Annotated in this window: 27 protein-coding genes; 13 read left to right on the top strand and 14 right to left on the bottom strand. The window is 48.1% G+C overall.

Going from position 1 to position 25,296, the window contains the following annotated elements:
* Window positions 1-12: 12 nt before the first annotated feature.
* Together EZV61_RS06280 and EZV61_RS06275 are read right to left on the bottom strand one after the other, a co-directional pair.
* Window positions 13-1,011 carry a lytic murein transglycosylase gene (locus EZV61_RS06280; protein ID WP_114337874.1) on the bottom strand — a complete coding sequence of 333 codons (999 nt, stop codon included), beginning with the start codon at window positions 1,009-1,011 and terminating at the stop codon, window positions 13-15.
* Entirely contained in the window at window positions 1,008-1,286 is a 279-nt protein-coding gene (locus EZV61_RS06275; protein WP_131414730.1) for a YcgL domain-containing protein, read from the bottom strand. Before EZV61_RS06275 ends, EZV61_RS06280 begins: the two co-directional genes overlap by 4 nt.
* 161 nt (window positions 1,287-1,447) lie before the next feature.
* On the opposite strand from EZV61_RS06275, the gene minC reads away from it, so the two are divergent.
* From minC to minE, 3 genes are read left to right on the top strand one after another with little or no spacing between them, the layout of a single operon-like run.
* On the top strand, window positions 1,448-2,155 hold the full coding sequence (gene minC, locus EZV61_RS06270; RefSeq protein ID WP_130565934.1) for a septum site-determining protein MinC: 708 nt from the start codon (window positions 1,448-1,450) through the stop codon (window positions 2,153-2,155).
* 27 nt (window positions 2,156-2,182) lie between these two features.
* On the top strand, window positions 2,183-2,992 hold the full coding sequence (minD, locus tag EZV61_RS06265; RefSeq protein WP_130565935.1) for a septum site-determining protein MinD: 810 nt from the start codon (window positions 2,183-2,185) through the stop codon (window positions 2,990-2,992).
* Between the two features lie 6 nt (window positions 2,993-2,998).
* Window positions 2,999-3,265 carry a cell division topological specificity factor MinE gene (gene minE, locus EZV61_RS06260; RefSeq protein ID WP_114337871.1) on the top strand — a complete coding sequence of 89 codons (267 nt, stop codon included), beginning with the start codon at window positions 2,999-3,001 and terminating at the stop codon, window positions 3,263-3,265.
* A 66-nt stretch (window positions 3,266-3,331) separates the two neighbouring features.
* Here the strand turns inward: minE and rnd are convergent, their stop codons facing one another.
* From rnd to EZV61_RS06215, 9 genes are all read right to left on the bottom strand, one after another.
* Window positions 3,332-4,495 carry a ribonuclease D gene (rnd, locus tag EZV61_RS06255; protein ID WP_131414653.1) on the bottom strand — a complete coding sequence of 388 codons (1,164 nt, stop codon included), beginning with the start codon at window positions 4,493-4,495 and terminating at the stop codon, window positions 3,332-3,334.
* 65 nt (window positions 4,496-4,560) lie between these two features.
* Window positions 4,561-6,234, bottom strand: coding sequence for a long-chain-fatty-acid--CoA ligase FadD (gene fadD, locus EZV61_RS06250; protein ID WP_131414652.1), 1,674 nt, complete (start codon window positions 6,232-6,234; stop codon window positions 4,561-4,563).
* A 188-nt stretch (window positions 6,235-6,422) separates the two neighbouring features.
* Window positions 6,423-7,253: an alpha/beta fold hydrolase gene (locus tag EZV61_RS06245; protein WP_165569543.1), complete on the bottom strand. Its 831-nt coding sequence runs from the start codon at window positions 7,251-7,253 to the stop codon at window positions 6,423-6,425.
* Window positions 7,254-7,264: 11 nt separating this feature from the next.
* Complete coding sequence (locus tag EZV61_RS06240) at window positions 7,265-8,128, bottom strand: class I SAM-dependent methyltransferase (RefSeq protein ID WP_130565938.1); 864 nt, start codon at window positions 8,126-8,128, stop codon at window positions 7,265-7,267.
* Window positions 8,129-8,174: 46 nt separating this feature from the next.
* Window positions 8,175-8,483 carry a hypothetical protein gene (locus EZV61_RS06235; protein ID WP_130565939.1) on the bottom strand — a complete coding sequence of 103 codons (309 nt, stop codon included), beginning with the start codon at window positions 8,481-8,483 and terminating at the stop codon, window positions 8,175-8,177.
* A gap of 78 nt (window positions 8,484-8,561) precedes the next feature.
* Complete coding sequence (gene tsaB / locus EZV61_RS06230; protein WP_131414729.1) at window positions 8,562-9,260, bottom strand: tRNA (adenosine(37)-N6)-threonylcarbamoyltransferase complex dimerization subunit type 1 TsaB; 699 nt, start codon at window positions 9,258-9,260, stop codon at window positions 8,562-8,564.
* Between the two features lie 74 nt (window positions 9,261-9,334).
* Window positions 9,335-11,287 (bottom strand): DNA repair helicase YoaA, encoded by a 1,953-nt coding sequence (locus EZV61_RS06225; RefSeq protein WP_240695154.1) that lies wholly within the window; start codon window positions 11,285-11,287, stop codon window positions 9,335-9,337.
* A gap of 75 nt (window positions 11,288-11,362) precedes the next feature.
* On the bottom strand, window positions 11,363-11,779 hold the full coding sequence (locus tag EZV61_RS06220) for a hypothetical protein (RefSeq protein WP_131414650.1): 417 nt from the start codon (window positions 11,777-11,779) through the stop codon (window positions 11,363-11,365).
* Window positions 11,780-11,940: 161 nt separating this feature from the next.
* Window positions 11,941-12,339, bottom strand: a complete 399-nt coding sequence (locus EZV61_RS06215) for a hypothetical protein (RefSeq protein WP_130565941.1) — start codon at window positions 12,337-12,339, stop codon at window positions 11,941-11,943.
* A 465-nt stretch (window positions 12,340-12,804) separates the two neighbouring features.
* Between EZV61_RS06215 and hisG the strand changes: the two genes are divergently transcribed.
* The 8 genes from hisG to hisIE are packed head-to-tail and all read left to right on the top strand — an operon-like array spanning window position 12,805 to window position 19,894.
* Window positions 12,805-13,701: an ATP phosphoribosyltransferase gene (gene hisG / locus EZV61_RS06210; RefSeq protein WP_114337862.1), complete on the top strand. Its 897-nt coding sequence runs from the start codon at window positions 12,805-12,807 to the stop codon at window positions 13,699-13,701.
* Between the two features lie 5 nt (window positions 13,702-13,706).
* The gene (gene hisD, locus EZV61_RS06205; protein ID WP_131414649.1) at window positions 13,707-15,002 is read left to right on the top strand and encodes a histidinol dehydrogenase; all 1,296 of its coding nucleotides are present in this window, start codon (window positions 13,707-13,709) and stop codon (window positions 15,000-15,002) included.
* Window positions 14,999-16,066, top strand: coding sequence for a histidinol-phosphate transaminase (gene hisC, locus EZV61_RS06200; RefSeq protein ID WP_131414648.1), 1,068 nt, complete (start codon window positions 14,999-15,001; stop codon window positions 16,064-16,066). The genes hisD and hisC overlap by 4 nt, the downstream gene beginning before the upstream one ends.
* Entirely contained in the window at window positions 16,063-17,133 is a 1,071-nt protein-coding gene (gene hisB / locus EZV61_RS06195; RefSeq protein ID WP_131414647.1) for a bifunctional histidinol-phosphatase/imidazoleglycerol-phosphate dehydratase HisB, read from the top strand. Before hisC ends, hisB begins: the two co-directional genes overlap by 4 nt.
* Window positions 17,133-17,744: an imidazole glycerol phosphate synthase subunit HisH gene (hisH, locus tag EZV61_RS06190; protein WP_131414646.1), complete on the top strand. Its 612-nt coding sequence runs from the start codon at window positions 17,133-17,135 to the stop codon at window positions 17,742-17,744. The genes hisB and hisH overlap by 1 nt, the downstream gene beginning before the upstream one ends.
* A gap of 3 nt (window positions 17,745-17,747) precedes the next feature.
* Window positions 17,748-18,485, top strand: coding sequence for a 1-(5-phosphoribosyl)-5-[(5-phosphoribosylamino)methylideneamino]imidazole-4-carboxamide isomerase (gene hisA, locus EZV61_RS06185; RefSeq protein ID WP_131414645.1), 738 nt, complete (start codon window positions 17,748-17,750; stop codon window positions 18,483-18,485).
* Window positions 18,467-19,240 (top strand): imidazole glycerol phosphate synthase subunit HisF, encoded by a 774-nt coding sequence (gene hisF, locus EZV61_RS06180; RefSeq protein WP_131414644.1) that lies wholly within the window; start codon window positions 18,467-18,469, stop codon window positions 19,238-19,240. The genes hisA and hisF overlap by 19 nt, the downstream gene beginning before the upstream one ends.
* Before the next feature lie 39 nt (window positions 19,241-19,279).
* Entirely contained in the window at window positions 19,280-19,894 is a 615-nt protein-coding gene (hisIE, locus tag EZV61_RS06175; protein WP_131414643.1) for a bifunctional phosphoribosyl-AMP cyclohydrolase/phosphoribosyl-ATP diphosphatase HisIE, read from the top strand.
* A gap of 79 nt (window positions 19,895-19,973) precedes the next feature.
* Here hisIE and EZV61_RS06170 read toward each other — a convergent pair whose 3' ends face one another.
* Window positions 19,974-20,399, bottom strand: coding sequence for a hypothetical protein (locus EZV61_RS06170; protein WP_131414642.1), 426 nt, complete (start codon window positions 20,397-20,399; stop codon window positions 19,974-19,976).
* A 205-nt stretch (window positions 20,400-20,604) separates the two neighbouring features.
* Window positions 20,605-22,017: a maltoporin LamB gene (lamB, locus tag EZV61_RS06165; RefSeq protein ID WP_131414641.1), complete on the bottom strand. Its 1,413-nt coding sequence runs from the start codon at window positions 22,015-22,017 to the stop codon at window positions 20,605-20,607.
* A gap of 583 nt (window positions 22,018-22,600) precedes the next feature.
* Between lamB and EZV61_RS06160 the strand changes: the two genes are divergently transcribed.
* On the top strand, window positions 22,601-23,764 hold the full coding sequence (locus EZV61_RS06160; RefSeq protein ID WP_114337852.1) for a trypsin-like serine protease: 1,164 nt from the start codon (window positions 22,601-22,603) through the stop codon (window positions 23,762-23,764).
* Window positions 23,765-23,832: 68 nt separating this feature from the next.
* On the opposite strand, the gene EZV61_RS06155 is transcribed toward EZV61_RS06160, so the two are convergent.
* Window positions 23,833-24,027, bottom strand: a complete 195-nt coding sequence (locus EZV61_RS06155; RefSeq protein WP_130565949.1) for a DUF4250 domain-containing protein — start codon at window positions 24,025-24,027, stop codon at window positions 23,833-23,835.
* 182 nt (window positions 24,028-24,209) lie between these two features.
* Here EZV61_RS06155 and EZV61_RS06150 point away from each other — a divergent pair, with 182 nt between their 5' ends.
* A complete protein-coding gene (locus EZV61_RS06150; RefSeq protein WP_130565950.1) occupies window positions 24,210-25,295 on the top strand; it encodes a ketoacyl-ACP synthase III in 1,086 nt (361 codons plus the stop codon).
* The last annotated feature ends 1 nt before the right edge of the window (window position 25,296 follow it).

Genomic DNA, 25,296 nt, shown 5'->3' with positions numbered 1-25,296 from the left:
ATGATGGCTTATTTAGAGTGATGGATAACGAATACGATCAGACAAATAGCCAACGGTACAAGCAAAGTAATAGGAGCGATTCCAGCGCATCAGTACATCAAAATTGGAATACGCTAAAAAAACACGACCATCAGTATCATCAGGAATGATCAAAGACGCCTGAATCGGATTAACCGGCAAGTCGCTGCCGTCATAGCGTCTCACACCTTTAGCTTGCCACTCCGCCAACGTATATTTGGTTTTGATACCCGCCACTGCGGTATCTATCGTTTGTGGCACCTTGACCTGACGCCCCCAAGTTAACGAATCATCCCAACCACTTTGGCTCAAATAATTGGCGATAGAAGCAAATGCATCTTCCTCACTGCCCCAAATATCTTTCTTGCCATCGCCATTGTAATCCACAGCGAAACTAAGGAAAGAGCTCGGCATGAACTGGGTTTGCCCCATGGCTCCGGCCCATGAGCCTTTGAACTTATCAATGCTGATATGCCCCTGATCGAGGATGATCAGCGCATTCATTAACTCTTTTCGGAAGAACTCTGCCCTACGCCCTTCAAACGCCATGGTGCTGAGCGCTGAAACAACGGGGAAATTTCCCTGATAACTACCAAAATTTGATTCTGAACCCCATAAAGCAACAATAAAGCGGGGTTGGACGCCGTACTCAGAACCAATTTTGTCTAACACACGGCGATGCTTTTTATAGAGTTCACGGGCCTTTTTTACTTTCCAATCAGGCACCCGCTTAGCCATATAAGTATCGAGCGTCGACTTCTTAAATTCTGGCTGTGCTTTATCTTGCTTGACCGCTCGGCGCATAAAAGTCACATCGGCGAATGCCGCTGCGATGATCTCAGGTTTGATCCCTTCATCGGCAGCCTGCTGTTTCATCTGTTCGATAAAACCGTCAAACCCCTCAGGAGCAGCCTGGTTAGCTGCCACATTTAACGTGGTCAATGAGATCACAACAAAAAACAGCAGCGAAATGCTGCGAGAAACACTCATCATTCTTCTATGCCCTTAGCCAGTCGGTGCGCTTTCAACAAATTATCCACAGGAGGTGGCAATTGAAGGTAAAAACCCTTCTCTACCAATTCAGCTTTCACACGTTTGATATCAGCAAACCCCAAATGTTCACGCTTATCCAAATTAATTACCATCACCAATTCAGGGGCTAAAAACTGTGCCAAGAGCGCTTCAGGTACTCTTTCGAAATCATCTTTACGTTCAATATAGAGGTAACTGCCTGTTTTTTTGCTGCTCTTGTAGATCGCACACCACATAGTTGAAAAATCTCGCTGAATCTTACTTGCCATAAAAGGGGCGCAGACTATACCATGACCACACCAACTTGGGACACAAAACCCAGTAGATTAGCGGCGTCAGACCGTACAGGGTCATTTAAGACCGAGCAAAATATTACTAAGACAGGTATCGTCTTCTTATGTCGCAAACCGCGCTCGAATTGAAAGGCAGTGCATTTACCCTTTCAGTTCTGAAACTTAGCAGTACCGAAATCGATGCCATCGCGGCGCAACTTGAACAAAAAATTGCTCAAGTCCCTCACTTTTTCGATCGAGCCCCTATCGTTGTTGATCTTGAAATGCTTGCTGAACAGAGCATTGACTTCGAGGCATTAAAATCATGCCTAGAGCAACTTCGACTGGTGCCAGTGGGTGTCACCAACGCCGATGACAGCCAAAAGCTGGCGGCCAAAGCGGCAGGGTTCGCTTCATTAACCCGCCCCAAAAGCCAAACAAAGCAGGAAACCAAACCGGCAGCTGCAGCACCAACCACTGAAAAGGTAGCAGAGCCTGGTCGCCAAGAGACCATGGTGGTAAGACAGCCGGTGCGGTCTGGGCAACAGATTTATGCCAAAGACTGCGATTTAATCGTCATGGGACAAGTGAGTAACGGCGCGGAAGTCATTGCCGACGGCAACATTCATGTCTATGGCACCCTACGAGGGCGTGCCATCGCAGGTGCGAAAGGCGATCTCGACGCAAGAATATTTTGCCAGAACTTGCAGGCCGAACTGGTTTCGATCTGTGGGCATTACTGGCTTAGCGATGCTTTGCAGGAAAGCCACTGGCAGCAAGCCACGGCTATCTATCTGCAAGATGAAAAATTGACTATCGACACATTGAATTAATAACGAATTCAGACAGGAACATAAATTATGGCACGGATAATCGTTGTCACTTCGGGTAAAGGTGGTGTGGGTAAAACCACCACCAGCGCGGCCATCGCAACCGGTTTGGCGCTAAAAGGCAATAAGACTGTCGTTATCGACTTCGATGTAGGTTTACGAAACTTAGATCTGATCATGGGTTGTGAACGCCGCGTCGTCTATGACTTCGTTAATGTGATCAATAACGAATCGAATCTGAATCAGTCACTGATAAAAGACAAACGCGTAGATAACCTCTATATCCTGCCTGCATCCCAGACTCGGGATAAAGACGCCCTCACCAAAGAAGGTGTTGGTAAAGTACTTGAAGAACTAGCAGAGACCTTTGATTACATCATCTGTGACTCCCCTGCAGGTATTGAGATGGGCGCACAAATGGCACTCTACTTCGCCGATGAAGCTGTTGTCGTTACCAATCCTGAAGTCTCATCTGTACGTGATTCAGACCGCATCCTGGGGATTTTAGCAAGCAAATCTCGCCGTGCTGAGTCTGGTGATGAACCGGTTAAAGAGCACTTGCTGCTAACTCGTTACTCGCCCGCCCGTGTTGAGCGCGGCGATATGCTCAGCGTAGAAGACGTTCAGGACATTCTGGCAGTGCCACTGTTAGGCGTTATCCCTGAGTCACAAGCCGTCCTAAAAGCATCAAACTCAGGCGCGCCTGTGATCCTTGATGAAGAGAGTGACGCAGGACTGGCATATCAAGACGCCGTCGATAGATTGCTTGGCAATGAAGTGGACTACCGCTTCCTTACTGAGCAGAAAAAGGGAATTTTCAAACGTATATTCGGAGGATAACCGGACATGTCTTTGTTGGACTACTTTCGTTCTACCAAGAAGAACACGGCCTCTTTAGCTAAAGAGCGCCTACAGATCATTGTTGCCCATGAGCGCAGCCGTCGAAATAGCCCCTCTTACCTACCTCAGTTAGAGCGGGATATTCTTGAAGTGATAAAACGTTACGTTGAAATCACTCCCGATCAGGTGAGTGTTTCCTTAGATCAAAAAGGCTCAGATCTATCGGTATTGGAACTCAATGTGATGCTGCCGGACGATAAGCGTCAGTCATAAACAAATATGAGTAATAAAAAACCACCACGATATAGTGGTGGTTTTTTTATTTTTACTGATAACAAATCATTCGCTGGTTGAGACTTTGTCAATTAGCGCCTGACACACGGCTGCAAATAGAGGCTGACGCCAACCTATAGTGATTGCTGGCTCACCTCTTGCCGCACGCTCTTCAGCATCCCATTTCCATATATAGCTAAGAAAATCATTTAGAAGGCGTTTTGACGCGACTAATTCGACCGGCAGCTGGCTCTTTTCTGCAGCAGCTAACGCCACATCTTTCAATTGCTTCAACGCCGGCTTATAACCAGCGTAGTCCACTAGACGTTTAAGCTTCGCCGGTCGGCTTGTTTGGGGCCAAGACTTACCGTGCTCAACTAATTCAAGCAATTTTGCGGCATACCGCTTCACCAATGCCGGCGGTAAACCACTGAGCTGTCGTAAGTCATGCATCGATTGCGGTTGACGCTGAGCCAACAAGATCAACATTTCGTCTTTACAAACGAAACCAAGTGGCAGATCCCTGCGCGCAGCTTCACTATTTCGCCAATTAGCCAACTCTTGCAGGATCGCCAGCTCTTCCGAATTCAATAGCCAGCTATTCTTGATATCACGATATTGCAGTGCTGCTGGAGTCACCTTTAACCGCTCACTGACAAATCGAGCACACTCTTCTGTGCACGCTTCTTGCCACCCCTGCTCCGACAGTTTATCAACTAGCAAAGGGTATATTTTGTAGAGGTAATCAACATCCAGCGCAGCATATTCCTGCTGGGCATCGGTCAATGGACGCAGCAGCCAGTTAGTCCGCGCGTGCTCTTTGGCCAGCACTTTCCCCAGCAGCAGTTCAACTAGCTTACCGTAGCCAGGGTTAATGGCTAGGCCTGTAAATGTTGCCGCGATCTGAGTATCAAACAATGGTGCAGGAACGACATCAAGGTGGCACCGAAAGACTTCAAGATCTTCACCACAGGCATGCAGAACTTTCACTATGCTCTGGTCTGCAAGCAATGCAGCAAACGGTGAGAGGTCACGAATCGGTAAAGGATCGACCAAGTACACCCCCACACCATCACACACTTGGATCAGCCCCAGTCGCGGATATAGGGTACGCTCCCGAACAAATTCGGTATCAATCGCCAGCATGTCGCATCTCTGCCAGTTACGACAGAGTTCTATCAGCCTGGCATCGGTTTCGACATATTCCGTCGCAGCAAAATTGTTATTCAAAGGAAGGTCTTAATTAGATAGGCGATGCCCCAATGTTAACGGGGCAACGCCTTGGGATAAAGCGATTAAGCGGATTTAACCTCTTCGTCACGCAATTCTCTGCGTAAAATCTTACCCACATTACTCTTTGGCAGTTCATCCCTAAATTCGATGATTTTTGGGATCTTGTAGGCGGTCAAATTCTTCCGGCAATGCTTAAGTATCTCTTCCTGCCGCAATGCTTCATTTTTTCGCACAATAAACAGTTTTACTATCTCCCCACTCACCTCGTGGGGAATACCAATAGCGGCGCACTCCAATACATCCGTATGCAGCGCCACCACATCTTCAATTTCATTTGGAAATACGTTAAAGCCACTCACCAGAATCATATCTTTCTTCCGATCAACAATCCGGAAAAAACCTTCATCATCAGCCGTTGCTATATCCCCAGTACAAAACCAGCCATCGTGCATCACTTCAGCGGTAGCCTCAGGCCGCTGCCAGTAGCCTTTCATCACCTGCGGGCCTTTAACCTGTAGCTCTCCAGGTGCACCAATCGGTTGCTCTTTACCCTCATCATCAACAACTCGCACTTCTGTTGAAGGTGCGGGCAAACCAATCGTGCCGCTAAACCCGGTGCAATCATACGGCGAGACCGTAACTAAAGGCGCGCACTCGGTCAGCCCATATCCTTCAAGCAATGGCTTACCTGTCTCTTGCTGCCATTTGTCTGCGACTGCACGTTGCACTGCCATACCACCGCCCAAAGAGAGGCGCATTTTTGAGAAGTCTAAGTCGGAAAAACCTTCGGTATTCAGCAGGCCGTTAAATAAAGTATTTACCCCGGTGATCACTGTAAATGGATATTTTCCCAGCTCTTTAACAAAGTTAGGCATATCACGGGGATTAGTAATCAACAGGTTTTTCGCGCCCAGCTTCATAAAGGTCAGCATGTTCGCTGTCAGCGCAAAGATGTGGTAAAGCGGCAACGCCGTCACGACAAACTCTTTGCCTTTCTCCAGCAAGGGACCTATCACCTCAGATACTTGTTCTAAATTCGCTACCATATTGCGGTGGGTCAGCATGGCGCCCTTTGCTACCCCGGTGGTACCACCGGTATATTGCAAAAAGGCCAGGTCATCCCCAGTCAGCTCAGGCTTGATGTACTGCATGTACTTGCCACGCGCGAGCGCATGACGCAAAGACAAAGCACCGGGCAAATTGTATTTCGGCACCATACGTTTTACGTAGCGAACAACAAAGTTAACTAAAGTACGTTTGGGTGCACTGAGCTGATCACCAAGTTTGGTAAGGATCACATGCTCTACCGGCGTTTCAGCCACAATCTGCTCTAATGTATGCGCAAAGTTAGACAGAATAATGATGACCTTGGTACCGGAATCGGTCAGCTGATGTTTAAGCTCACGCGGCGTGTAGAGAGGATTAACGTTAACGACAACTAAACCAGCGCGAAGAATGCCACACAAAGCAATTGGGTATTGCAACAGGTTGGGCATCATAACCGCAACACGCTCACCTTTCTTCAGCCCCAAGTCTTGTTGCAGGTAGGCGGCAAAAGCCCGCGATTGTTCCTCGAGATGACGATAAGTCATCGTTTCACCCATATTGATAAAAGCAGGCTGATCAGCAAACGAGCCAAACGCCTCTTCAAAAATATCAAGTAGGGATGAGTAGTGGTCAGGATCGATAAATTCAGAAACCCCTTTCGGGTAACGTTTCAGCCAAACCTTCTCCACAGGCTTCTCCTTCTCTACAGGTGTTTAAGACACCATTAATTATGATTTTAGCTGTATTAGCACAAACAGGCAGGGTCGCTGGCTAACACCTTATCCGAGCAAGTATGCATCGAACGAGTCAGAATATAAAACGCGCGTTTAAAGTATTTGCTCCAGGCCACATTTTAGTACAAATTTAAGGCATCTGCTTAAACAAAATCACCGATTAGCTCTACCGTATCACCTCCCCTTTCCATATGTAGGTGATGCCCTCCAACAAGTTGCTTATGCCGGGCATCGGCAAACCAACCCAAACGCTCATGGATGGCCAATTTTACCTCTTGAAAGCCACTTTGCCCCTCAATGATCAATGTAGGGCAGCGAATCGCTCTTACCCAAGCTTCCGCCTGTTCGGAGGTTATACGCAATGGTGATAGCGTTCTAAGCTTGGGATCTGAGCGCCAATACCAACGCCCGCCGTCCTTTATCAAATTTCGCTCAACCAACAACTCTGCGGCTTCTCTAGGCAAACAGGCTTGCGCCGCCATCCGCGCCGCTACAGCATCAACAAGCGAATAGTAACAACGCTTCGTTACCGCTTGTTTACGCCGACTAATCATCGCTTTACGCAAGATCTGCGGGGCACTCTCGGCAGGCCATGCCATAGGACCAACCGCTTCAATAGACACCAAGCGCCTCACTTTTTCGGGAAAACTGCCAGCATAAATAGAGGCCACCAATCCACCTAAGCTATGGCCAACTATCGAAAGTTTGCTGTCAAACAGGCGCTGCACCCCATACAGATCATCGACGTAATCAACTAAATGGTAATGTCCTTCACGGTGTGCGGAACCACCATGTCCGGGCCAATCTATTGCTAACCAAGGCAATGAAGGAGCCGCCTGCATCATTGGAATAAAGCTCGCTGCGTTGTCTAACCAACCGTGTAGACAAAGCAGTGGATTATCCGGCACCGACGCAGATGTAGAAAGGGCCGCGATAAGGCGACCCTCTACATTCAGTTGATGTTCATAAATCAAACAATGACACCTTATGGCTGTTTGACGAATTTCAGCGTCATACGATCACTTTCACCGATCGCCTCATACTTGGCGCGGTCTTCGTCACCCATGGCCAGTGATGGTGGCAACGTCCACACTCCCTTTGGATAATCTTTGATATCTGCAGGATTAGCATTCACTTCCGATTGTTCAACCAATACAAAGCCGGCTTTCTGCGCCGCCGCAATGGTTCGCTCCTGACTGACATAACCAGACTTTGCTCGCGCTTTATCATCTTCCGCTGGTGCAGAACGATGCTCCACCACACCAAACACACCACCCGACTTTAGCGCATCAAATGCAGCTTTGAATACCATCTCTAACTCACCATTCATCTCCCAATTGTGGAGATTACGGAAGGTCAATACCATGTCTGCAGAGTTCGCAGGCGCAATGCTTAGCGTTGCCGGTGGTGCCAAAGTCGTTTCTTTCACGCCTCCCCACCACTCAGCATTGGTGTCCAGCTTTTCTCTATATGCCTTTCCAACTTTGGCGCGATAGGCTTGGCGACGGTTATCTTCATCAATACCATCAATCTGAAAACTTGCTGCAATTAACTGACCTTTGTCTTTCAAGTACGGCGCCAGTATTTCTGTATACCACCCGCCGCCAGGCCATAGTTCGACGACTGTCATATCAGGCTTTAAACCGAAAAAAGCGAGCGTTTCTACTGGGTGACGATATTGATTTCTAGCTCGATTTTTCTCACTGCGACGACTGTCATCGGCAATCTCTTGCAGCTTTTCATAGCCAGACGCGGGGGTGGTTTCATCAGCCAGAACATTGGCCGAAAAGCCAAGACTAACTGAAGTTAACAACGCCGCAACTGTAACTCGATTGAATCTGGTGATCATGAAGCTTTCCCTCGGAGTATTGTATTTATTATTTTTTATTGCCTGATTAGGCGTATAGGTCGATACCAAGCATACTGCTCAACTGCTCTCGTTGAGGCGTTGAATCAATATCTTGGTACACATCTACTGCTCGTAGATTTTTTGAACTGGGTTGGTCATAACTGGTCGCCTGCGCCTGCAGTAAGCTTAGCGCGAGCTGTTGTTGATCGGCGACAGAAGCACCTTGCGTGCTGCCCACAGGGGCTACGTCGGCAGCGGCAGACGACACCGATGCCTTGGTTTCATTTCCACTCGCCGTCTTCGGTACCGCTGGTCCCGAATAAGCGAAAAATGGATTAATTGATGATATCTGCACGTTCCACAACTGAATTAACGGTCACAGACTAAATAAAACAGCTTTTCGGGCACGTTTCAAGCTTCTCTCGTGAAGTTGCTAGCGCCCTGGCAGTTTCTGCCAGGTCACTTCACTGCGAAGGTAGATAGGTTCAACCTCCGCACAATCCTGCAGCTCACCGTTAACTAACCTTGGCAGCGCCAAGCGCGCCATGCTGGCTGCGTTTGGAAACAACACCCGCTCACTGATATCGACCTGTTCAGCTAATTCAACCAGAGATGAGCCATAAGTTTGCCACCCAGAACCGACACCACACCAATGGCCATGCAGCGGGTCTTGCTGAAGCAACACCTCTGGTTTAATCACTTTTTCGGACCATACCGGCCGACAGTTCCCCTGCTCAACCTCATAAGCTGCCACATAGATTTCCGACATACGGGCATCAATCGCCGCAATCACCTTGCTCACTTGGTGCTGCTGATTGGCCTGTAACGCCATCGCTTCTAACGTGGAAACGCCAATCATTGGCAAGTCAGCCCCCAAAGCTAAACCTTGGGCAAACCCAACGCAGATACGCACGCCAGTAAAGCTGCCTGGACCACGGCCAAATGCAATGGCATCCATGTCACGGATACCGTAACCAGCCTCGGCTAATAGCTCATCCACCATGGGCAACAAACGTTGACTATGTTCACGGGGCGCAAAGCACTCACGTTCAATAACCTGGTCGCCATCCAAAATGGCTGCCGAGCAAACTTCTGTGCATGCATCTAAAGCTAGGATCTTACGGCTTGTCATACTCACGAATACTTTTTCCAAACAATTAAAACTTGTATTAACTAATGCACATAACTAGAGGCGTTGAGTAACAGCTATGCCTGCAACTCACTCTCAGTCTCGCCTTCCTCGGTGCCTAATTGACGCAAAAACTGGCTTGCTTTGTCCTCGCACCTAGTGCGGGGCATCGGTGGTAAACTCGCCAAGAAAACCTGACCGTAACGTCGAGATACCAAACGACCATCACAGATCATCAGCACCCCTTTATCATGAATATCACGGATTAATCTACCTGCGCCCTGTTTCAAGGTTAACACGGCCTGGGGAAGTTGAACTTCCATAAAAGGATCTCCACCTCTGAGGCGGCAGTCTTCTATACGTGCTTGCAGCAAAGGCTCATCAGGGGCGGCAAACGGCAATTTATCAATAATGACGCAGCTTAATGCGTCGCCACGGACATCAACCCCTTCCCAAAAACTTGCTGTTGCCAACAACACGGCATTTCCAGCAGCGACAAATTCTTCCAGCAACAAACGCTTAGGCGCTGTCCCCTGCACCAACACCGGAAAATCAACCAGTTCGGGTAATAGATCAGCAATTTGGTTCATCATGCGATAACTGGTGAACAGAAAAAAACAGCGGCCTCCACTGGCTTGAATTTGCGGTAAAGCTGCTAGCAAAAGATCCTTCGCCTGTAGCTTAGGGCCAGGCTCAGCAAGCTTACGCGGCACATAAAGGAGGGATTGGGTTGGATAATCAAACGGACTAGGCAAAAACAAGGTTCTGGCATCTTTAAGCCCTAACTGTTCGCTGAAATGTTCAAAACTATCTCCGACCTGCAGCGTTGCCGAAGTAAATACCCAACTGGCTTTTAGTGCACCCATGTGTTGGCTGAAACGCTCTGCCACATTCAGCGGCGTAATATGCAGGGAGACATGACGCTTGGTGGTTTCATACCAATAGCTATAACCCAGCTCATTCACATTGCAGATCTTAGCCAGTGCCGACTTATAACTGGCTCCTCGCTCAAACAGTACATCCAGTTCTTTACTGCGACCCACTGCCAGTTTCATCACATCATAACCAAAACCGATAGCATCAATTAACCGCTCAACCCCCATCTCCACGCCAGCATCTTGACTCTTCACGCGCCAATTGCCTCGTTCTGGGTCTACACCGAATTGCAGCCTGAGGTCAGCAGCTGCTTTCTCCATCATGTCAGCCGCCTTGCCTAACTGCTTCATATCTTTTAATTCGGTCAGATAGACACGCCGTAGATCCTTAGCTAGTTCAACAATCTGGCGACTAGAAACGGTTTCACCGAAATAACTGGCCGCGATGTCAGGAAGCTGGTGCGCTTCATCAAAAACAACAAGCTGGGCATCGGGGATCAGCTCACCAAAGCCAACGTCTTTAAGCACCATATCAGCGAGGAACAGATGATGATTAACCACCACCAAATCCGCATCCTTGGCTTTTTTACGCGCTTTAGTGAGATAACACTTTTGAAAGTCTGGACAGTCTTTGCCGAGGCAATTATCTACGGTGCTAGTGACATAAGGTAGCGCCCGGCTGTCTTCTGCAATGTCAGCCAGTTCACCGATATCACCATTTTCCGTCTCGTTACTCCAGCGTTTGACCCTTACCAACTCATCAATAAGCACTGGATCGCGAATTTCTGACTGCTGAAAAAGGTGCTGCTCCAAGCGATAACTGCACAAATAGTTAGCGCGTCCCTTTAGCAGCGCAATATCCAAGGGCTTTGCCAATGCATCACGGATCAGAGGTAGATCACGATGGAACAACTGCTCCTGTAACGCCTTGGTACCCGTCGATAAAATCACCTTTTTTTCCGATTCAATCGCAGGCACCAAATAAGCAAACGTTTTACCTGTGCCAGTCCCAGCTTCAATAATCAACTGCCCTTTAGCATCAATGGTTTCGCCGATCGCTTCGGCCATTTTACGTTGCGACTCACGCGGTGAAAAACCATCAATAGCCTTAGAAAGGGGGCTGTCAGACTGGAAAAAGCGGGTAATAGGATGCAAGTTCTGAACTCTAAAGAGGAGATAGAGATATTCTACGTGAGATAGGCCGCCGCCCCAAGTGGATTTATCGCCAAATCAGCTCTGAGACTTAATCAACTCGCCATCTAAAAGAACCGTATCAAAGTGGCTAAATCTAAGTTTGAACAACAGCTTATTTGGATACACGTCGTGTCGCATTGGCCACTCTTTCTCATTATCAAAAACGAAGCCGCTTTCGGAGAGTACCACCGCATGAGCTTGTTTCTTCTCATTGAAGGTAAACCAAACGGTGCCACCAATTTTCATCGCTAACGAGTAAGCAAAATCTTCACAATCGCCAGAGAAGCCACTCTCAATATCGGTGTAAATACGAACTTCGTTATCTTGGTCTGTAACATATTCAAAATTGTCACGGGCTTCATGAAATATGGAAATACTCTGTTTTAGCTCTTCAAGGCCCGCTTGCACGCTGAAAAAGGGGAGGGTCAGGATAATGAAAACAACGAGGCGCATCACTCAAGTCCAATCACTGAGGTTATGATGCCTGACACCCTATTGGTTGTTAAAAAGTTGTAAAGACTGAATCAGCAAAAGTATGAGATTGGTTGGTAATTCTTTGTCTACGAATAAATTTTACACAATTATTAGCAATAACTACAGTAGGTTACATAGATTCAGGCAAAAACATCTAAATGCTTGCGCGGCGATATTTCAGGTGTGGATGTTGAATGACTTTTTTTACTTTTAGCAGGCGTTACCCTCTGTTCTATTTGACCACTTAACACCCTTTCGATAGCTTCAGCTAGCATGCTTTTGCCTGGCTCAACCTCTTCACCCTCTTCCATATCGCCAAACTCATATGCAATCGTTCTATTCTGGTGGGCGTCGCGCATCTTCTCTTTCAGAGCATCAAGATAGGTAAGATTTTCCATCTGCTCAGATTCGGTGCGCGACTCTTCATCCCTATTAGATATTGGCCGCTTGCTAACGCGACTAACCGTCAACCCACTCTTAGTCATCGGTTGTGTGTAGTTAATATTGGGAATGAAAGGAATCAATAGATCCTGACTCATTACAAGCGCCTCCACTACGCCTTCATTGATTAAATTATCGTCAATTTTGAGAAAAACTTAAGTTTTTATAGCGTTACTCTTGATCTATCGCTGTAAACTAGGAGCCAGGAAATCGTTCCACCGAATCAATTTCGCATTGAAAATCATTAAAAATGCATCTTTATGCACTTTATTCTGCTTTTAATCACAAAAAACACTTGAAATCCAACGCCGCCTTGGTTAGCTTGAGCACATCAAATTAGTGCCTGCTTAGGCGCGGTTTTAACCAATCATGACAGACACGGATATTTCCATGACTTTATTTCTGAAAGCAGTGATCCATCATCACCATCATCACGAACATTAGCCTTTCAGGAAGATTGTTCGCTGGAGGCTATATAGATGCCCTCCGGCGGTCACACCAGACATACAACCCTCGGAATGCATCGCACCGAGGGTTTTTTAATTTTGGACAAGGAAAAACAGATGACTGACAACACGCGCTTACGCATCGCGATTCAAAAAAAGGGTCGCCTAAGCGACGAATCAAAAGCTCTGCTGAAGGCCTGCGGCCTGAAAATCAACATGAAAGGGGAAAGCCTAATCGCTCATGTTGAAAATGCACCGATTGATTTGTTACGCGTACGTGATGATGACATTCCGGGACTGATCATGGATGGCGTCTGTGATCTTGGCATCGTTGGCGAGAACGTGTTGGAAGAAGAGTTGCTAATGCGACAGCGCGCCAATGAAAAATGTGATTATGTACCACTGCAAAAAATGGCCTTCGGCGGCTGTAGGCTCTCTCTTGCTGTCGACAAAGAGTTCGATTACCAAGGGCCGGAGTCACTCGCGGGCTTGCGTATCGCTACCACCTACCCTGAACTGCTACGTCGTTACTTTGACGAGAAAGGGATCAATTTTGATGTTTGCTTGTTAAGCGGCTCGGTCGAAGTTGCTCCTCGCGCGGGACTGGCAGATGCGATCTGTGATTTAGTCTCTACAGGCGCCACGTTAGAAGCTAATGGCTTGGTAGAAACTGATGTCATCTATCGTTCACAAGCTCGCTTAATACGCCGCGGCGGTGATTTTGGTGATGACAAGCAAGCGTTACTGGATAAGCTCCTGACCCGTATGCAAGGCGTCATGCAGGCCAAAGAGACAAAGTACATCATGCTGCACGCGCCAAAAGATAAGCTGGATACCATTACCGAACTGCTGCCCGCAGAACACCCAACAGTGATGCCGCTGGCTCACGATGACGAAAACGTTGCTATCCACGTTGTCAGTACTGAAAACCTGTTCTGGGAAACCATGGAACAGTTAAAAGCCTTGGGTTGTAGCTCAATCCTCGTGCTCCCGATTGAGAAAATGATGGAGTAAGCCTGATGCGTACAGTGTATTGGGATCAACTATCAGTAAGAGATCAAGCCGAAGCATTATCGCGCCCAGCGATAAATGCTGGCGACCAGATCCACGATGCCGTGGAACAGGTATTAAGCAAGGTACGTCGTCATGGTGACCAAGCGCTGAAACAGCTGACTGAAAATTTTGATGGCGTAAAGCTGGATTCAATCAAAGTCAGTGCAGCAGAGATCAACGCAGCGGCAGAGCAAGTCGATGAATCGCTGAAACAAGCGATCCAACAGGCCTGTGACAATATTCATGCATTTCACGAAGCGCAACGTCCAACCGCCCTTGATGTTGAAACCCAACCTGGTGTGCGCTGCGAAATGGTCTCCCGTCCAATAGAGTCTGTCGGCTTATACATCCCCGGCGGCACGGCACCATTGGTGTCTACGGTAATGATGTTGGCCATTCCGGCCAAAATCGCGGGTTGTCGTCGTACAGTTCTGGTCTCACCCCCTTCGATTGCGCCAGAAATACTCTATGCAGCAAAGCTTTGTGGTGTAGACGAGGTGTACTCTTTGGGTGGTGCACAAGCGATCGCAGCACTTGCCTATGGCACTGAATCCATCGCCAAGGTTGATAAGATTTTTGGTCCAGGCAACAGCTATGTCACCGAAGCGAAACGCCAGGTGAGTCAGAACCACGATGGTGCAGCCATCGACATGCCAGCGGGTCCATCAGAAGTGTTGGTGATCGCAGACGAAGAAGCGAACCCAGACTTTGTCGCAGCCGATCTGCTATCGCAAGCCGAGCATGGTGCCGATAGCCAAGTGGTTCTAGTCACGCCGTGTGACGCCATGGCCGCGGCGGTTTCTGCAGCGGTACAGCAGCAACTTGCCGAACTCAGTCGTGAAGATACAGCAGCGAAGGCCATCGCTAACTCTGTCATTATCATCTGTCACGATCTTACCCAAGCGGTGGCGATCAGTAATCAATACGGCCCTGAGCATCTGATTATCCAGACCCGTGAACCGAGAGCGCTGCTCAATGATATTCAACACGCGGGTTCCGTGTTCTTGGGTGATTGGTCCCCTGAGTCTGTCGGTGACTATGCCAGTGGTACTAATCACGTATTACCCACGTACGGCTATGTACGCACCTACTCCAGCTTAAGCCTCAGCGACTTCTCGAAGCGCTTTACTGTACAAGAACTCACCGCCGATGGCCTGAGTCAGTTGGCTCCGTGTGTCACCCGAATTGCCGATGCTGAAGGGTTAGATGCACACAAACGCGCAGTGACCATCCGCACTGAATTTTTGGAGGGCCTATCATGAGCCTGGGTGAAAAGCTTATCCGCCCAAGTTTAAAAGACTTGGTACCTTACGAAAGCGCTCGCCGCATTGGTGGCAATGGCGATGTTTGGCTCAATGCCAATGAAAACCCTTACAGCAGCGAATTCAATTTGGATTGTAGTCGCTTTAATCGCTATCCAGAGTTCCAGCCCGCGGCAGTAATAGATGGCTATGCTGAATATACCGGCTTAAACGCTGACCAAGTGCTCTGCACTCGCGGCGCAGATGAAGGGATCGAATTACTGATCCGTACCTTTTGCGATCCAGGCAAAGACAAAGTCCTTATCTGTCCGCCAACCTATGGCATGTACGCCATTAGCGCCGAAACCAATGCAGTTGAAGTGGTCAAAGTAGTCGTCGATGAGGTATTCCAGCCTGATGTTGATGCCATCAAGGCACAAGCGGATGGGGTCAAACTGGTGTTTCTTTGCTCACCCAATAACCCAACCGGTCACTTGCTTGAAAGAGACCGCTTGCTAACCCTGCTGGATCTGTTCGCAGACAAAGCCTTGGTGGTGGTCGACGAAGCGTATATCGAGTTCGCTGCGGATACCTCAATGCAGGATCTGCTCAACGATTACCCTCATCTGGTTATCTTAAGAACCCTGTCAAAAGCGTTTGGTTTAGCGGGGTTGCGCTGTGGTTTCACCTTGGCTTCAGCAGATATCATTCAGCAAATCAGTAAAGTGATTGCCCCCTACCCTGTGCCAGAGCCCGTTGCCCAAGTGGCCGCACAAACACTCTCTACGGCAGGGTTAGAACGGATGGCATCGCAGGTTGCAGAGCTAAATGGCTATAAACAGCATTTTGTTGAAGCCCTTAAGGCGTTAGGTGCTGATGCTTGGCCGTCTGCGGGTAACTTTGTGATGATTAAGACTCAGGATCCGAGCGCCTGCATGAAAGCAGCGATGGATGCGGGAATAATCCTGCGCGATCAAAGCAAACAGATGAAACTCGACGGCTGTGTCCGTGTCACTATCGGCAGTCAGCAAGAGATGGAACGTACCCTTGCTGCTTTACGGGTGTTTTTGAAGGAGGCAGCATGAGCGCCGAAAAGATCCTGTTTATTGACCGCGACGGTACCCTTATCGTCGAACCCCCAACAGATTTCCAGGTCGACACATTGGAAAAGCTGGTTTTCGAACCACTGGTGATCCCATCACTATTAAAGCTGCAAGCCGCTGGCTACAAGCTGGTGATGGTCACTAATCAGGATGGTTTAGGCACTGACAGCTATCCGCAAGCAGATTTCGACCTACCCCATAATAAGATGATGGAGCTGTTCGAAAGCCAAGGCGTAAAGTGGGATGACGTACTTATCTGTCCTCACTTCGATGAAGACAACTGCAGCTGCCGCAAACCTAAGCTGGGCTTGGTCAAACCATATCTGAAAGAAGGTCGCGTAGACTTCACCAACAGTTACGTGATTGGCGACCGAGAAACCGACATGGCGCTGGCAGAGAACATGGGGCTTGATGGCCTACGCTATCATCCAGAGACATTGAACTGGACCCATATTGTGGATCAGTTACTGAACCAGTCACGCACCGCGTGTGTCGAACGCAAAACTCGCGAAACCAATATCCGCGTCGAAGTGAACCTCGACAAGCAAGGTGACAATGAATTTGGCACTGGCGTTGGCTTCTTCGACCATATGTTGGAACAGATAGCCACGCACGGTGGGTTTCAGATGAAGCTCAGTTGTGATGGTGACCTGCATATTGACGACCACCACAGCGTTGAAGATTGTGCGTTGGCGCTTGGCGCAGCACTGAAGCAAGCGCTTGGAGATAAGCGTGGCATTGGCCGCTTTGGTTTTGTACTGCCGATGGATGAACTGGAAGCCAGTTGCACCATGGATCTCTCCGGTCGTCCCTATTTTGTTTTTGAAGGCGACTTCAGCCGTGAGCAAGTGGGAGAGTTAGCGACCGAGATGGTGCCTCACTTCTTCCGTTCGCTCAGCGATACCTTGTTAGCAACACTGCACCTAAAAGTGGGAGAAGGTAACTGTCACCACCAAGTCGAAGGGTTATTCAAAGCCTTTGGTCGCACCCTCAGGCAGGCGATCACTGTCAGCGGTGATGCGTTGCCGAGCAGCAAAGGGGTGCTTTAATGACCACAGTTAATACCGCGCAAAAAGTCGTTATTATTGATACGGGCTGCGCCAATATCGCATCAGTAAAATTTGCCGTGCAGCGTTTAGGCTATGCCGTCGAAGTTTCAGCAGATCACGACACCATAAAAAATGCAGACAAAGTGTTTCTGCCCGGTGTTGGAAGCGCTTCGGAAGCGATGAAAAATATCCAGCAACGGGACTTAGTTGCGCTCGTCCAGCAACTTACTCAGCCGGTCCTTGGAATATGCTTAGGCATGCAATTAATGGCATCTCACTCAGCGGAAGGGGATGTGGCTTGCCTTGATTTAGTACCGACCGAAGTGGCGGCACTAGAGGGCGGTAACGGCTTACGTCTGCCGCATATGGGTTGGAATGCGATAACGCCAAATGAGGGGCACCCTCTTTTTAAAGATATTCCGAACGGCACCTATTTCTACTTTGTACATAGCTTTGCCGTTCCCGTTGGTGACTACACCGCCGCGAGCAGCGAATATGGCCAGCCGTTTTCAGCTTCGATTAGCCGCAATAACTTCTTTGGCGTGCAGTTCCACCCGGAACGCTCAGCTAAAGCCGGCGCGCAATTGATCAAAAACTTTTTGGAGATGTAACGGATGATCATCCCAGCATTAGACCTCATCAACGGCGAAGTTGTCCGCTTATATCAAGGCGACTACGCACAAAAGACCACTTACAGTTTTAATCCTGTAGAACAGTTTCAGCTTTATCAGGCCGCTGGCGCAGAGTGGTTACATCTTGTTGATCTTGATGGCGCCAAAGACACCAGTGCCCGTCAGCTCACCACGATTGCCGAACTGATTGATAAAACGGACGCCAAGATCCAGGTAGGCGGCGGGATCCGTTCCGAAGAAGACGTCAAGCAACTGTTGAATATCGGCGCTCAACGAGTCGTCATCGGCTCACTGGCGGTTAAACAGCCAGCGCTAGTCGCCGAATGGATGCGCAAGTATGGCCCTGAACACATCGTGTTAGCACTGGATATCAACATCGATGACGCGGGCAATAAACATGTCGCCATTTCAGGCTGGCAAGAAAGCTCAGCCATGACTCTGGAACAACTGATTGAGCACTATCAAGCCGCAGGGCTCAAGCATGTACTTTGTACAGACATCAGCCGTGACGGCACTTTGCAAGGTTCAAATGTCGCGCTCTACACAGAGATGACAGCCAAATACCCTGATATTGCCTGGCAGAGCTCTGGCGGCATCGGCGGATTAAGTGATATTGCCGATCTTGGTCCCACAGGTGTTGCTGGCGTGATCGTTGGTCGTGCGCTGCTTGAAGGCAAATTCACCGCAGAGGAGGCATTCCAATGCTGGCAAGACGCATAATCCCCTGCCTAGATGTTCGTGACGGTAAGGTAGTCAAAGGCGTTCAGTTCCGTAACCACGAAATCATCGGTGATATTGTGCCCTTAGCACAGCGTTATGCTGAAGCAGGCGCTGACGAGCTGGTATTTTACGATATCACCGCATCATCTGACGCTCGGGTCGTTGATAAAAGCTGGGTGACACGCGTTGCCGAAGTGATCGATATTCCGTTTTGCGTCGCTGGTGGCATCAAGAGTGTGGATGATGCACGCCGTATCTTACTGAATGGCGCAGACAAGATCTCAGTCAACTCACCGGCATTGGCAGATCCAACACTGATCAGCGATCTGGAAGCCGCTTTCGGTAAACAGTGCGTTGTGGTTGGTATTGATAGCTACTTCAACAAAGAGAGTGGTCAATACGAGGTCTATCAGTTCACAGGCGACGAAAGCCGTACTCAGAAAACCAGCTGGCAAACCGTCGATTGGGTACAAGAAGTACAGAAGCGCGGCGCAGGTGAAATCGTACTTAACTGCATGAACCAAGACGGTGTACGCCAGGGCTATGATATCGCTCAGTTAGCCAGAGTGCGTGCGGCCTGTGATGTGCCGTTAATTGCCTCCGGCGGTGCCGGCGCTATCGAACACTTCAGCGACGTATTTCAACAAGCAGACGTTGATGGTGCTCTCGCGGCCAGCGTGTTCCACAAAGCGGTCATTGATATTCAGGATCTAAAAGGCTATTTACGAGATCAAGGTATCGTCATCCGTCCCTGAGTCGTCAGGCAACGAAGATATATAAATTAAGGAATAACCATGTTGGATCAACAACAGTTTGATGCCCTGGCCTGGGAAAAAGTAGATGGCTTAATGCCCGCCGTGGTTCAAGATATCGACACGGGTAAAGTTTTGATGCTTGGCTACATGAATAAAGATGCCTTGCAGAAAACTGTCGATAGCCAGCAAGTCACATTCTTCTCGCGAAGCAAACAGCGCTTGTGGACCAAGGGTGAAAGCTCAGGCAACTTTCTCGATCTGATAGAGATCTCTGCCGATTGTGACAATGACACTCTGCTCGTCTTAGCACGCCCGAACGGCCCTACCTGTCACCTAGGTACTGAAACCTGTTGGACACCAAAGCAGCAACCAACATTAAGCTTTATCGGCCAGTTGGAAAAAGTGATTGCTTCTCGCAAAGGTGCCGATCCCGGCTCCAGTTACACTGCCAGCCTGTATGCTAAAGGCACTAAGCGTATCGCACAGAAGGTTGGCGAAGAAGGTGTAGAAACAGCTTTAGCGGCCACCGTCCATGATAAAGAAGAGCTGATTAGCGAAAGCGCCGATCTGATTTATCACCTGTTAGTGCTACTGCAACAGGAAGAGTTATGCCTGGCTGATGTATCGGCAAAACTGCAGGAACGCCATAAATAGCTCCGAATAACCAATCCGAGCCAAAAAAACCACCGCAAGGTGGTTTTTTTATGCCGCTACACGTTCAACAGTAATCAGATCATGGGGTCGGCTGACAGCGCAACGAAGCGGGGTTGTATTCATAGCCATCCGCACAGGGATACACTCTCGGCTGAATCTCTATTGGCCGTAACAGATTCAAATCTAAATCCTGTCCTGTTCTGGCGGCATCGCCCCGCGGTACGAGCAAAGGCTCCCTTTGTTTACTCTCCTTAGAGCCATAGGCATAAGGATCATAAGGCTTATAGTCTGGCTTGGTGCTGGGTAAAATACGCTGTGACATTGGCTTGGCCCAGAAAGGCTTCAGCTTAACCGGATATTTAGAGGATGTTATCGGCGGGCGCGCCTTTGCCGCAGCAAACAGATCCGCACTGCTAAGCAACAGACTCAAGCTGACAATGAATGCCATAAAATATTGAGTTAAATGCCCAAATGCCAAGCTGCCTCCAATCATGTTCAGAGTCATACCTCAGTAAAGAGTTGGATAAGCCAGTAGTAAGATTAGTTCAACGCAGCGACCCTAGAACAGGGGCTTGATACCGATTTCAGCAATAAAAAAGCCCGGTGAAAGTCACCAGGCCACCAAAACACTTGGCAAATAATATATATGACTAAAATCAAAACACTCTAATTGGCACTCAGAGTGTGGGTTTTCTCAACGAAGGTTTCGCTTACCACCAGGCTTCTACCTGTGCACCGAAGCGGACTTCGCCATCGATACCGTTGTAATCACTAGTCCCGGTGTGACCATCATCTGGCTCACGGTCTAAGAAATAGTTATTCTTCGCTTGGTCACCCCAAAATGAGCCGGCGTACAAACGCAGTGCGGGACGAGCAAAGAAACCGCGACCTGCAGTGAATTCTTGAGCAACAACGACTTTGTACAGATCGACACCACTATCAAGGTCACGACCACGCTCATCATCGGCCCAATGCCCCTGTTTCACGCGATCATAACCCAGTTCAAGGGTTGTCTTGGTATAGTTATTCCACTTATAGCTCGGACGAAGAACCGCACTGACGCGCTCTTTTTCATCCCGCCCATTGGCTGACATACCATTCTGATCGGCTTTTTGGTAGAGGAAGGCATAGCCTAAATCCACATCTTGATGCAGTTTCACCACACCCCAATCCAGAATACGGAATGTTTTTTCAGATGCTTCGGTCCAACCATCATGCCAGACGTTACCACCACCATGGTTGCCCCAACCTGACTCAGCCAATGCATCCGTGGAGTACTGGAATACAACCTTATTGAATCCGCCCATCAATGCATGACTCACTTCAGCCGTGAAGAACATGCCGTCATCATCTTGCTTATCTAAATAATCATTAGCGTCTTCCTGGTCGTCAGTGAAGTCTGTCCAACCATAAATACCTATCAACTCTAACTGTGCACTTCCCCACAAAGGAATGCCTGCATAACGTACATCCAATTTATTGTGCTGAACATTGGCTCGGTCATTTGTTGGCTCATCAATCTCAACGCCATCTAATATTAAACTAGCATCTTCAGAATCCATCTGAGTCCAAGCAAGTGATAGTTTACCCGGACCAATACCAATGCCTTCAAGACCGACACCGTAACCCGAGTTATTTACGTAATATAGATCCATAATATGGACATCTTTACGTTGATAAAATCGTTTACCCATCCACAATGTGGATTCTGGAGCGAAATCAAATAGTCCTGTTGCTTGTACATTTAATTGGCGTAATGCGGTATCACCTCCACTCCAAGAATTAGAATCTCCGGCTTTTTCACCGGCAACACTCTGATAATCATTGCCCTGATTAAACTGGCGATAGGAGATCATACTTTCCACTTTAAAAGTAACACCATCTCGGTTGTATACTTCCTGCCCTAATCCAATCTCCATATAAGTATCACACTCGTCACCCAACCGCCCTACCCAGTGGCCCCCGCCACCACTGCCAAAACACGCTTGGTCACCACCATTGGTGGTAGTGGAAAGTCCCGCACGCCCATAACCATGAAATTCAATGGCCGCAGCATGTGAAGAGATAACAGCCATGGCCACCGCAGAGGCTAATGGAAGGATTTTACTATTTATTTTTTTCATAATTACTTCCTTTCGTATTAAAACTAACCAAGAGGGTTAGAACATCAATAACTCGCGGTGAACATTAAAATAGAAAGTTCATTTATAAACAGGAAGAGAATAATTATGAGAAGAAGGTCAAATAAAACAAAGGCAGCGGAACAATGTATATATAACTTCAAAAACAACAACCACAGAAAATTTTACATTCACAACAAAAAAAATTAAACAGTTAACTTAAACCTATAAATCACAGCATGAAAAACCAGTTTAATTTATAATCAATTAATTAATAAAAAACATAATAAATAAAAATAATTAACAAGCTATGCTCATTCAGACATATTTGAAAAAACCTGATAACCTTGGCCCTATAATCACTGAATGATGTTGCTGTACCCACGCAAACGATTTTCGACAAGCGAAAGGCGCCGTTAAAAAAGTTCTACACGAGAAAAAACAGGAAAAAAGCTTCGCCTAAACATGCTAAGATACCAACGAAATGAGCAAATCTTCGACTAGATCACAGCTTGGGACACAAGATGTTGTATCCGGTTAAGCAGATGCTACTATTTATGGAACATTTCAAGAGGTTGTATACACGTTGAAAAAGTTACTCACCAGTGCGCTTTTGGCGCTGACAGTAGTGACAAGCGCCCAACTAGGTGCTGAAGTGATAGGGAGCGATGAACGTTCACACGTTGTCAGCACCCACGTGTACCCTTACCGCGCAATAGGCCTAATACAGGCCGATAAAGCTACCTGCACTGCAACACTGATTGACAAGACCCATGTAGTCACGGCTGCTCACTGTCTCTTTGACGTGCAGGAAAACAAGCAATGGAAACGCAACCCGTACTTTATTCCAGGTAAAAATGGTAGTGCCCATGGCCCCTTTGGTGTCTACCAGATTAAGCGTGCCTATGTTGACAAGCGTTATATACGCCAAGCCAAGAAGCTTAAGCCTGTCGCACTCGCTAAGTACAACGCGCAATCTAATGCTGAATTTCACTCTTTCCTCACTGATGCATTAGATCTCGACATCGCGATTGCGGAATTGGACCGCCCAGTCGCCAAGCGTATTGGTTTTATGGAGCTAAAAACGGTTGATCAAAAGAGCCTAGCCCCCTACATCCATTTAACCGGCTACCCTTCCGACAAAACACTACACACACAGTGGACAACCCACTGCCAAAGCTCATGGGATGAAGACCACTCCCCGATGGGCGATACCCTAGTACATAAATGTGATACCAGCCCCGGCATGAGTGGCGCCGTTGCCTACGTCAAAGATTTCGATGACAAGTACTACGCTGTGGGGCTGTTTTCTGTTGGTACCATGAGTCATAACTTTGCCACCCCATTCGACAATAACCTGCGCGAACGTCTGATAGGCTGGAAAAACGGTATTGAAGACGATCAAACCATGGTTCATAGCTTCCAACATGAGAAGTATCATAATGTCCATCTCGTGAACGAGTGCCGCTTTCCTGTTTATGCTGCGATCAACTACAAAAACCTAAACGGGGAATGGGTGACAAGCGGATGGCGGCAATTAGACGGTGGCGAAAGCGCTTACGTCGCAAGCACAAAAGAAAAAGCATTTTACGTTTACGCAAAATCTGCCGGAGATCCCATCATGGAGTGGACCGGCAGTGACAAAGTAGAGAAGATTGGCTCCAGCAAACACGCCAAAAAATACGGTTTAAAGCGCGTCAAAGTAGATTACGAAATCTATACGCCGGTCTATCATAACTTCAATTGTTAAGTCGCAATTGAAAATCAAAAAAGGCGCTTTAAGCGCCTTTTTTGATGGAAGAAATCGACCGTCATCAGTTAACGGGCCTTAAACTGATTCGTCAATGGGTCATACTGATAACCTATCTCCGCCAATCGGTCGCTCACCGACTCTGCGTTCATGTCATAACAGCTGCTAAGGTCCCCGACATCAGTGCACTCTAAGCGGAGCTTCTCATTCACAATACCCAACAAGATATTAGGATCAAATGCATGACAATTTGTTAAATCCATCGCCTTTCCCTCACTCAAGAGACAATTTACTCCTTCTAAAAGTAGTCAACAAATAGACGCTTTGCTATCACTAACAACAACTGGTACGAGGTGTTGATCACAGAGTACCACCGCGCCCTCGTGCATTGTTCCTGCTGGATGTGCAAGAATAGAGTGAGATGTGATCAGACAAACGAGATGCTATGACATACGCAGAAATTGTTGGATGGGGTAAGTGCTTACCTCCAGCGGAATTGACTAATGATGATCTGAGTAGCTTTATGGAAACCTCTGATGAGTGGATCCGAAGCAGAACAGGCATTGCTGCCCGGCGTATCAGTCATGTGCACACTTCCGATCTTGCCGAACAAGCAGCACGACAAGCCATTGCTGCCGCCGACATATCCGCGGATCAGATCGACCTCATCATCATAGCGACCGCCAGCCCTGATACCTTAGTGCCCAATATCGCCTCCAAGGTACAACGCCAGTTAGGTGCGATTAACGCTGCGTCAATGGATGTGAATGCTGCCTGTACCGGTTTCGTTTACTGCTTAGAATTAGCGACTCGCATGATCCAAGGCGGTGCTTACAAACACGCTCTGGTCATCGGTGCCGAACGGCTGTCATTCTTGTTAGATTGGAGCCAACGAGACACTGCAGTGTTATTTGGCGACGGCGCAGGTGCAGTGGTTCTTAGAGAGACGGATGAACCATTAGGATTACAACAATCTCAATTAGGTTGTGATGCCGAAGGCAGAGACATATTAGCAATCCCAAACTTTGGCTCAGCCATGGATAGATTCGATCAAAATAACGGCTACTTTGATTTCAACTTCGTTGGTCGAGAAATATTTAAACGTGCAGTTAAGGGGATGTGTGGTGCGGCACAAACCGTGATGGCACGAGAAGGTTGGAACCAAGACGATATTGATATTGTCATCCCTCATCAAGCCAATAAGCGAATCATTGAAGCACTGTGTCAGCAGATGGATGTGCCGCAGGAAAAAGCTTTCGTAAACATAGAGAATTACGGCAATACCTCCGCTGCAACAGTGCCCATTGCTCTCTGCGAAGCGCTGGAGCAAGGACGGATTAAACCGGGTGATAAGATACTAACAGCCGCATTTGGCGCCGGATTGACCTGGGCATCAGCCCTGATCCGCTGGGGTCAGCGAGTAACACCTTTAAAACAAACAGATGCGCAACTCGCTCCTTGTGAACAAACCGCATTGCAACTGCTCGCTGACGCAGTGAAATACTGTTACGAACGCCCTGACGGGATCTAAC

Origin of the sequence: Corallincola luteus (assembly GCF_004336975.1) — a bacterium.
Classification (GTDB): domain Bacteria; phylum Pseudomonadota; class Gammaproteobacteria; order Enterobacterales; family Neiellaceae; genus Corallincola; species Corallincola holothuriorum.
The sequence above is the reverse complement of the archived record's forward strand: the minus strand, read 5'-3'. Positions and strand labels throughout refer to the sequence as shown.

Bases quoted from the DNA above. Each gene is read 5' to 3' on its own strand.
- EZV61_RS06280 (WP_114337874.1), bottom strand. From the start codon at position 1,011: ATGATGAGTGTTTCTCGCAGCATTTCGCTGCTGTTTTTTGTTGTGATC.
- EZV61_RS06275 (WP_131414730.1), bottom strand. From the start codon at position 1,286: ATGTGGTGTGCGATCTACAAGAGCAGCAAAAAAACAGGCAGTTACCTC.
- minC (WP_130565934.1), top strand. From the start codon at position 1,448: ATGTCGCAAACCGCGCTCGAATTGAAAGGCAGTGCATTTACCCTTTCA.
- minD (WP_130565935.1), top strand. From the start codon at position 2,183: ATGGCACGGATAATCGTTGTCACTTCGGGTAAAGGTGGTGTGGGTAAA.
- minE (WP_114337871.1), top strand. From the start codon at position 2,999: ATGTCTTTGTTGGACTACTTTCGTTCTACCAAGAAGAACACGGCCTCT.
- EZV61_RS06240 (WP_130565938.1), bottom strand. From the start codon at position 8,128: ATGATCACCAGATTCAATCGAGTTACAGTTGCGGCGTTGTTAACTTCA.
- tsaB (WP_131414729.1), bottom strand. From the start codon at position 9,260: ATGACAAGCCGTAAGATCCTAGCTTTAGATGCATGCACAGAAGTTTGC.
- EZV61_RS06220 (WP_131414650.1), bottom strand. From the start codon at position 11,779: ATGCGCCTCGTTGTTTTCATTATCCTGACCCTCCCCTTTTTCAGCGTG.
- EZV61_RS06215 (WP_130565941.1), bottom strand. From the start codon at position 12,339: ATGAGTCAGGATCTATTGATTCCTTTCATTCCCAATATTAACTACACA.
- hisG (WP_114337862.1), top strand. From the start codon at position 12,805: ATGACTGACAACACGCGCTTACGCATCGCGATTCAAAAAAAGGGTCGC.
- hisD (WP_131414649.1), top strand. From the start codon at position 13,707: ATGCGTACAGTGTATTGGGATCAACTATCAGTAAGAGATCAAGCCGAA.
- hisC (WP_131414648.1), top strand. From the start codon at position 14,999: ATGAGCCTGGGTGAAAAGCTTATCCGCCCAAGTTTAAAAGACTTGGTA.
- hisB (WP_131414647.1), top strand. From the start codon at position 16,063: ATGAGCGCCGAAAAGATCCTGTTTATTGACCGCGACGGTACCCTTATC.
- hisH (WP_131414646.1), top strand. From the start codon at position 17,133: ATGACCACAGTTAATACCGCGCAAAAAGTCGTTATTATTGATACGGGC.
- hisA (WP_131414645.1), top strand. From the start codon at position 17,748: ATGATCATCCCAGCATTAGACCTCATCAACGGCGAAGTTGTCCGCTTA.
- hisF (WP_131414644.1), top strand. From the start codon at position 18,467: ATGCTGGCAAGACGCATAATCCCCTGCCTAGATGTTCGTGACGGTAAG.
- hisIE (WP_131414643.1), top strand. From the start codon at position 19,280: ATGTTGGATCAACAACAGTTTGATGCCCTGGCCTGGGAAAAAGTAGAT.
- EZV61_RS06170 (WP_131414642.1), bottom strand. From the start codon at position 20,399: ATGACTCTGAACATGATTGGAGGCAGCTTGGCATTTGGGCATTTAACT.
- lamB (WP_131414641.1), bottom strand. From the start codon at position 22,017: ATGAAAAAAATAAATAGTAAAATCCTTCCATTAGCCTCTGCGGTGGCC.
- EZV61_RS06155 (WP_130565949.1), bottom strand. From the start codon at position 24,027: ATGGATTTAACAAATTGTCATGCATTTGATCCTAATATCTTGTTGGGT.
- EZV61_RS06150 (WP_130565950.1), top strand. From the start codon at position 24,210: ATGACATACGCAGAAATTGTTGGATGGGGTAAGTGCTTACCTCCAGCG.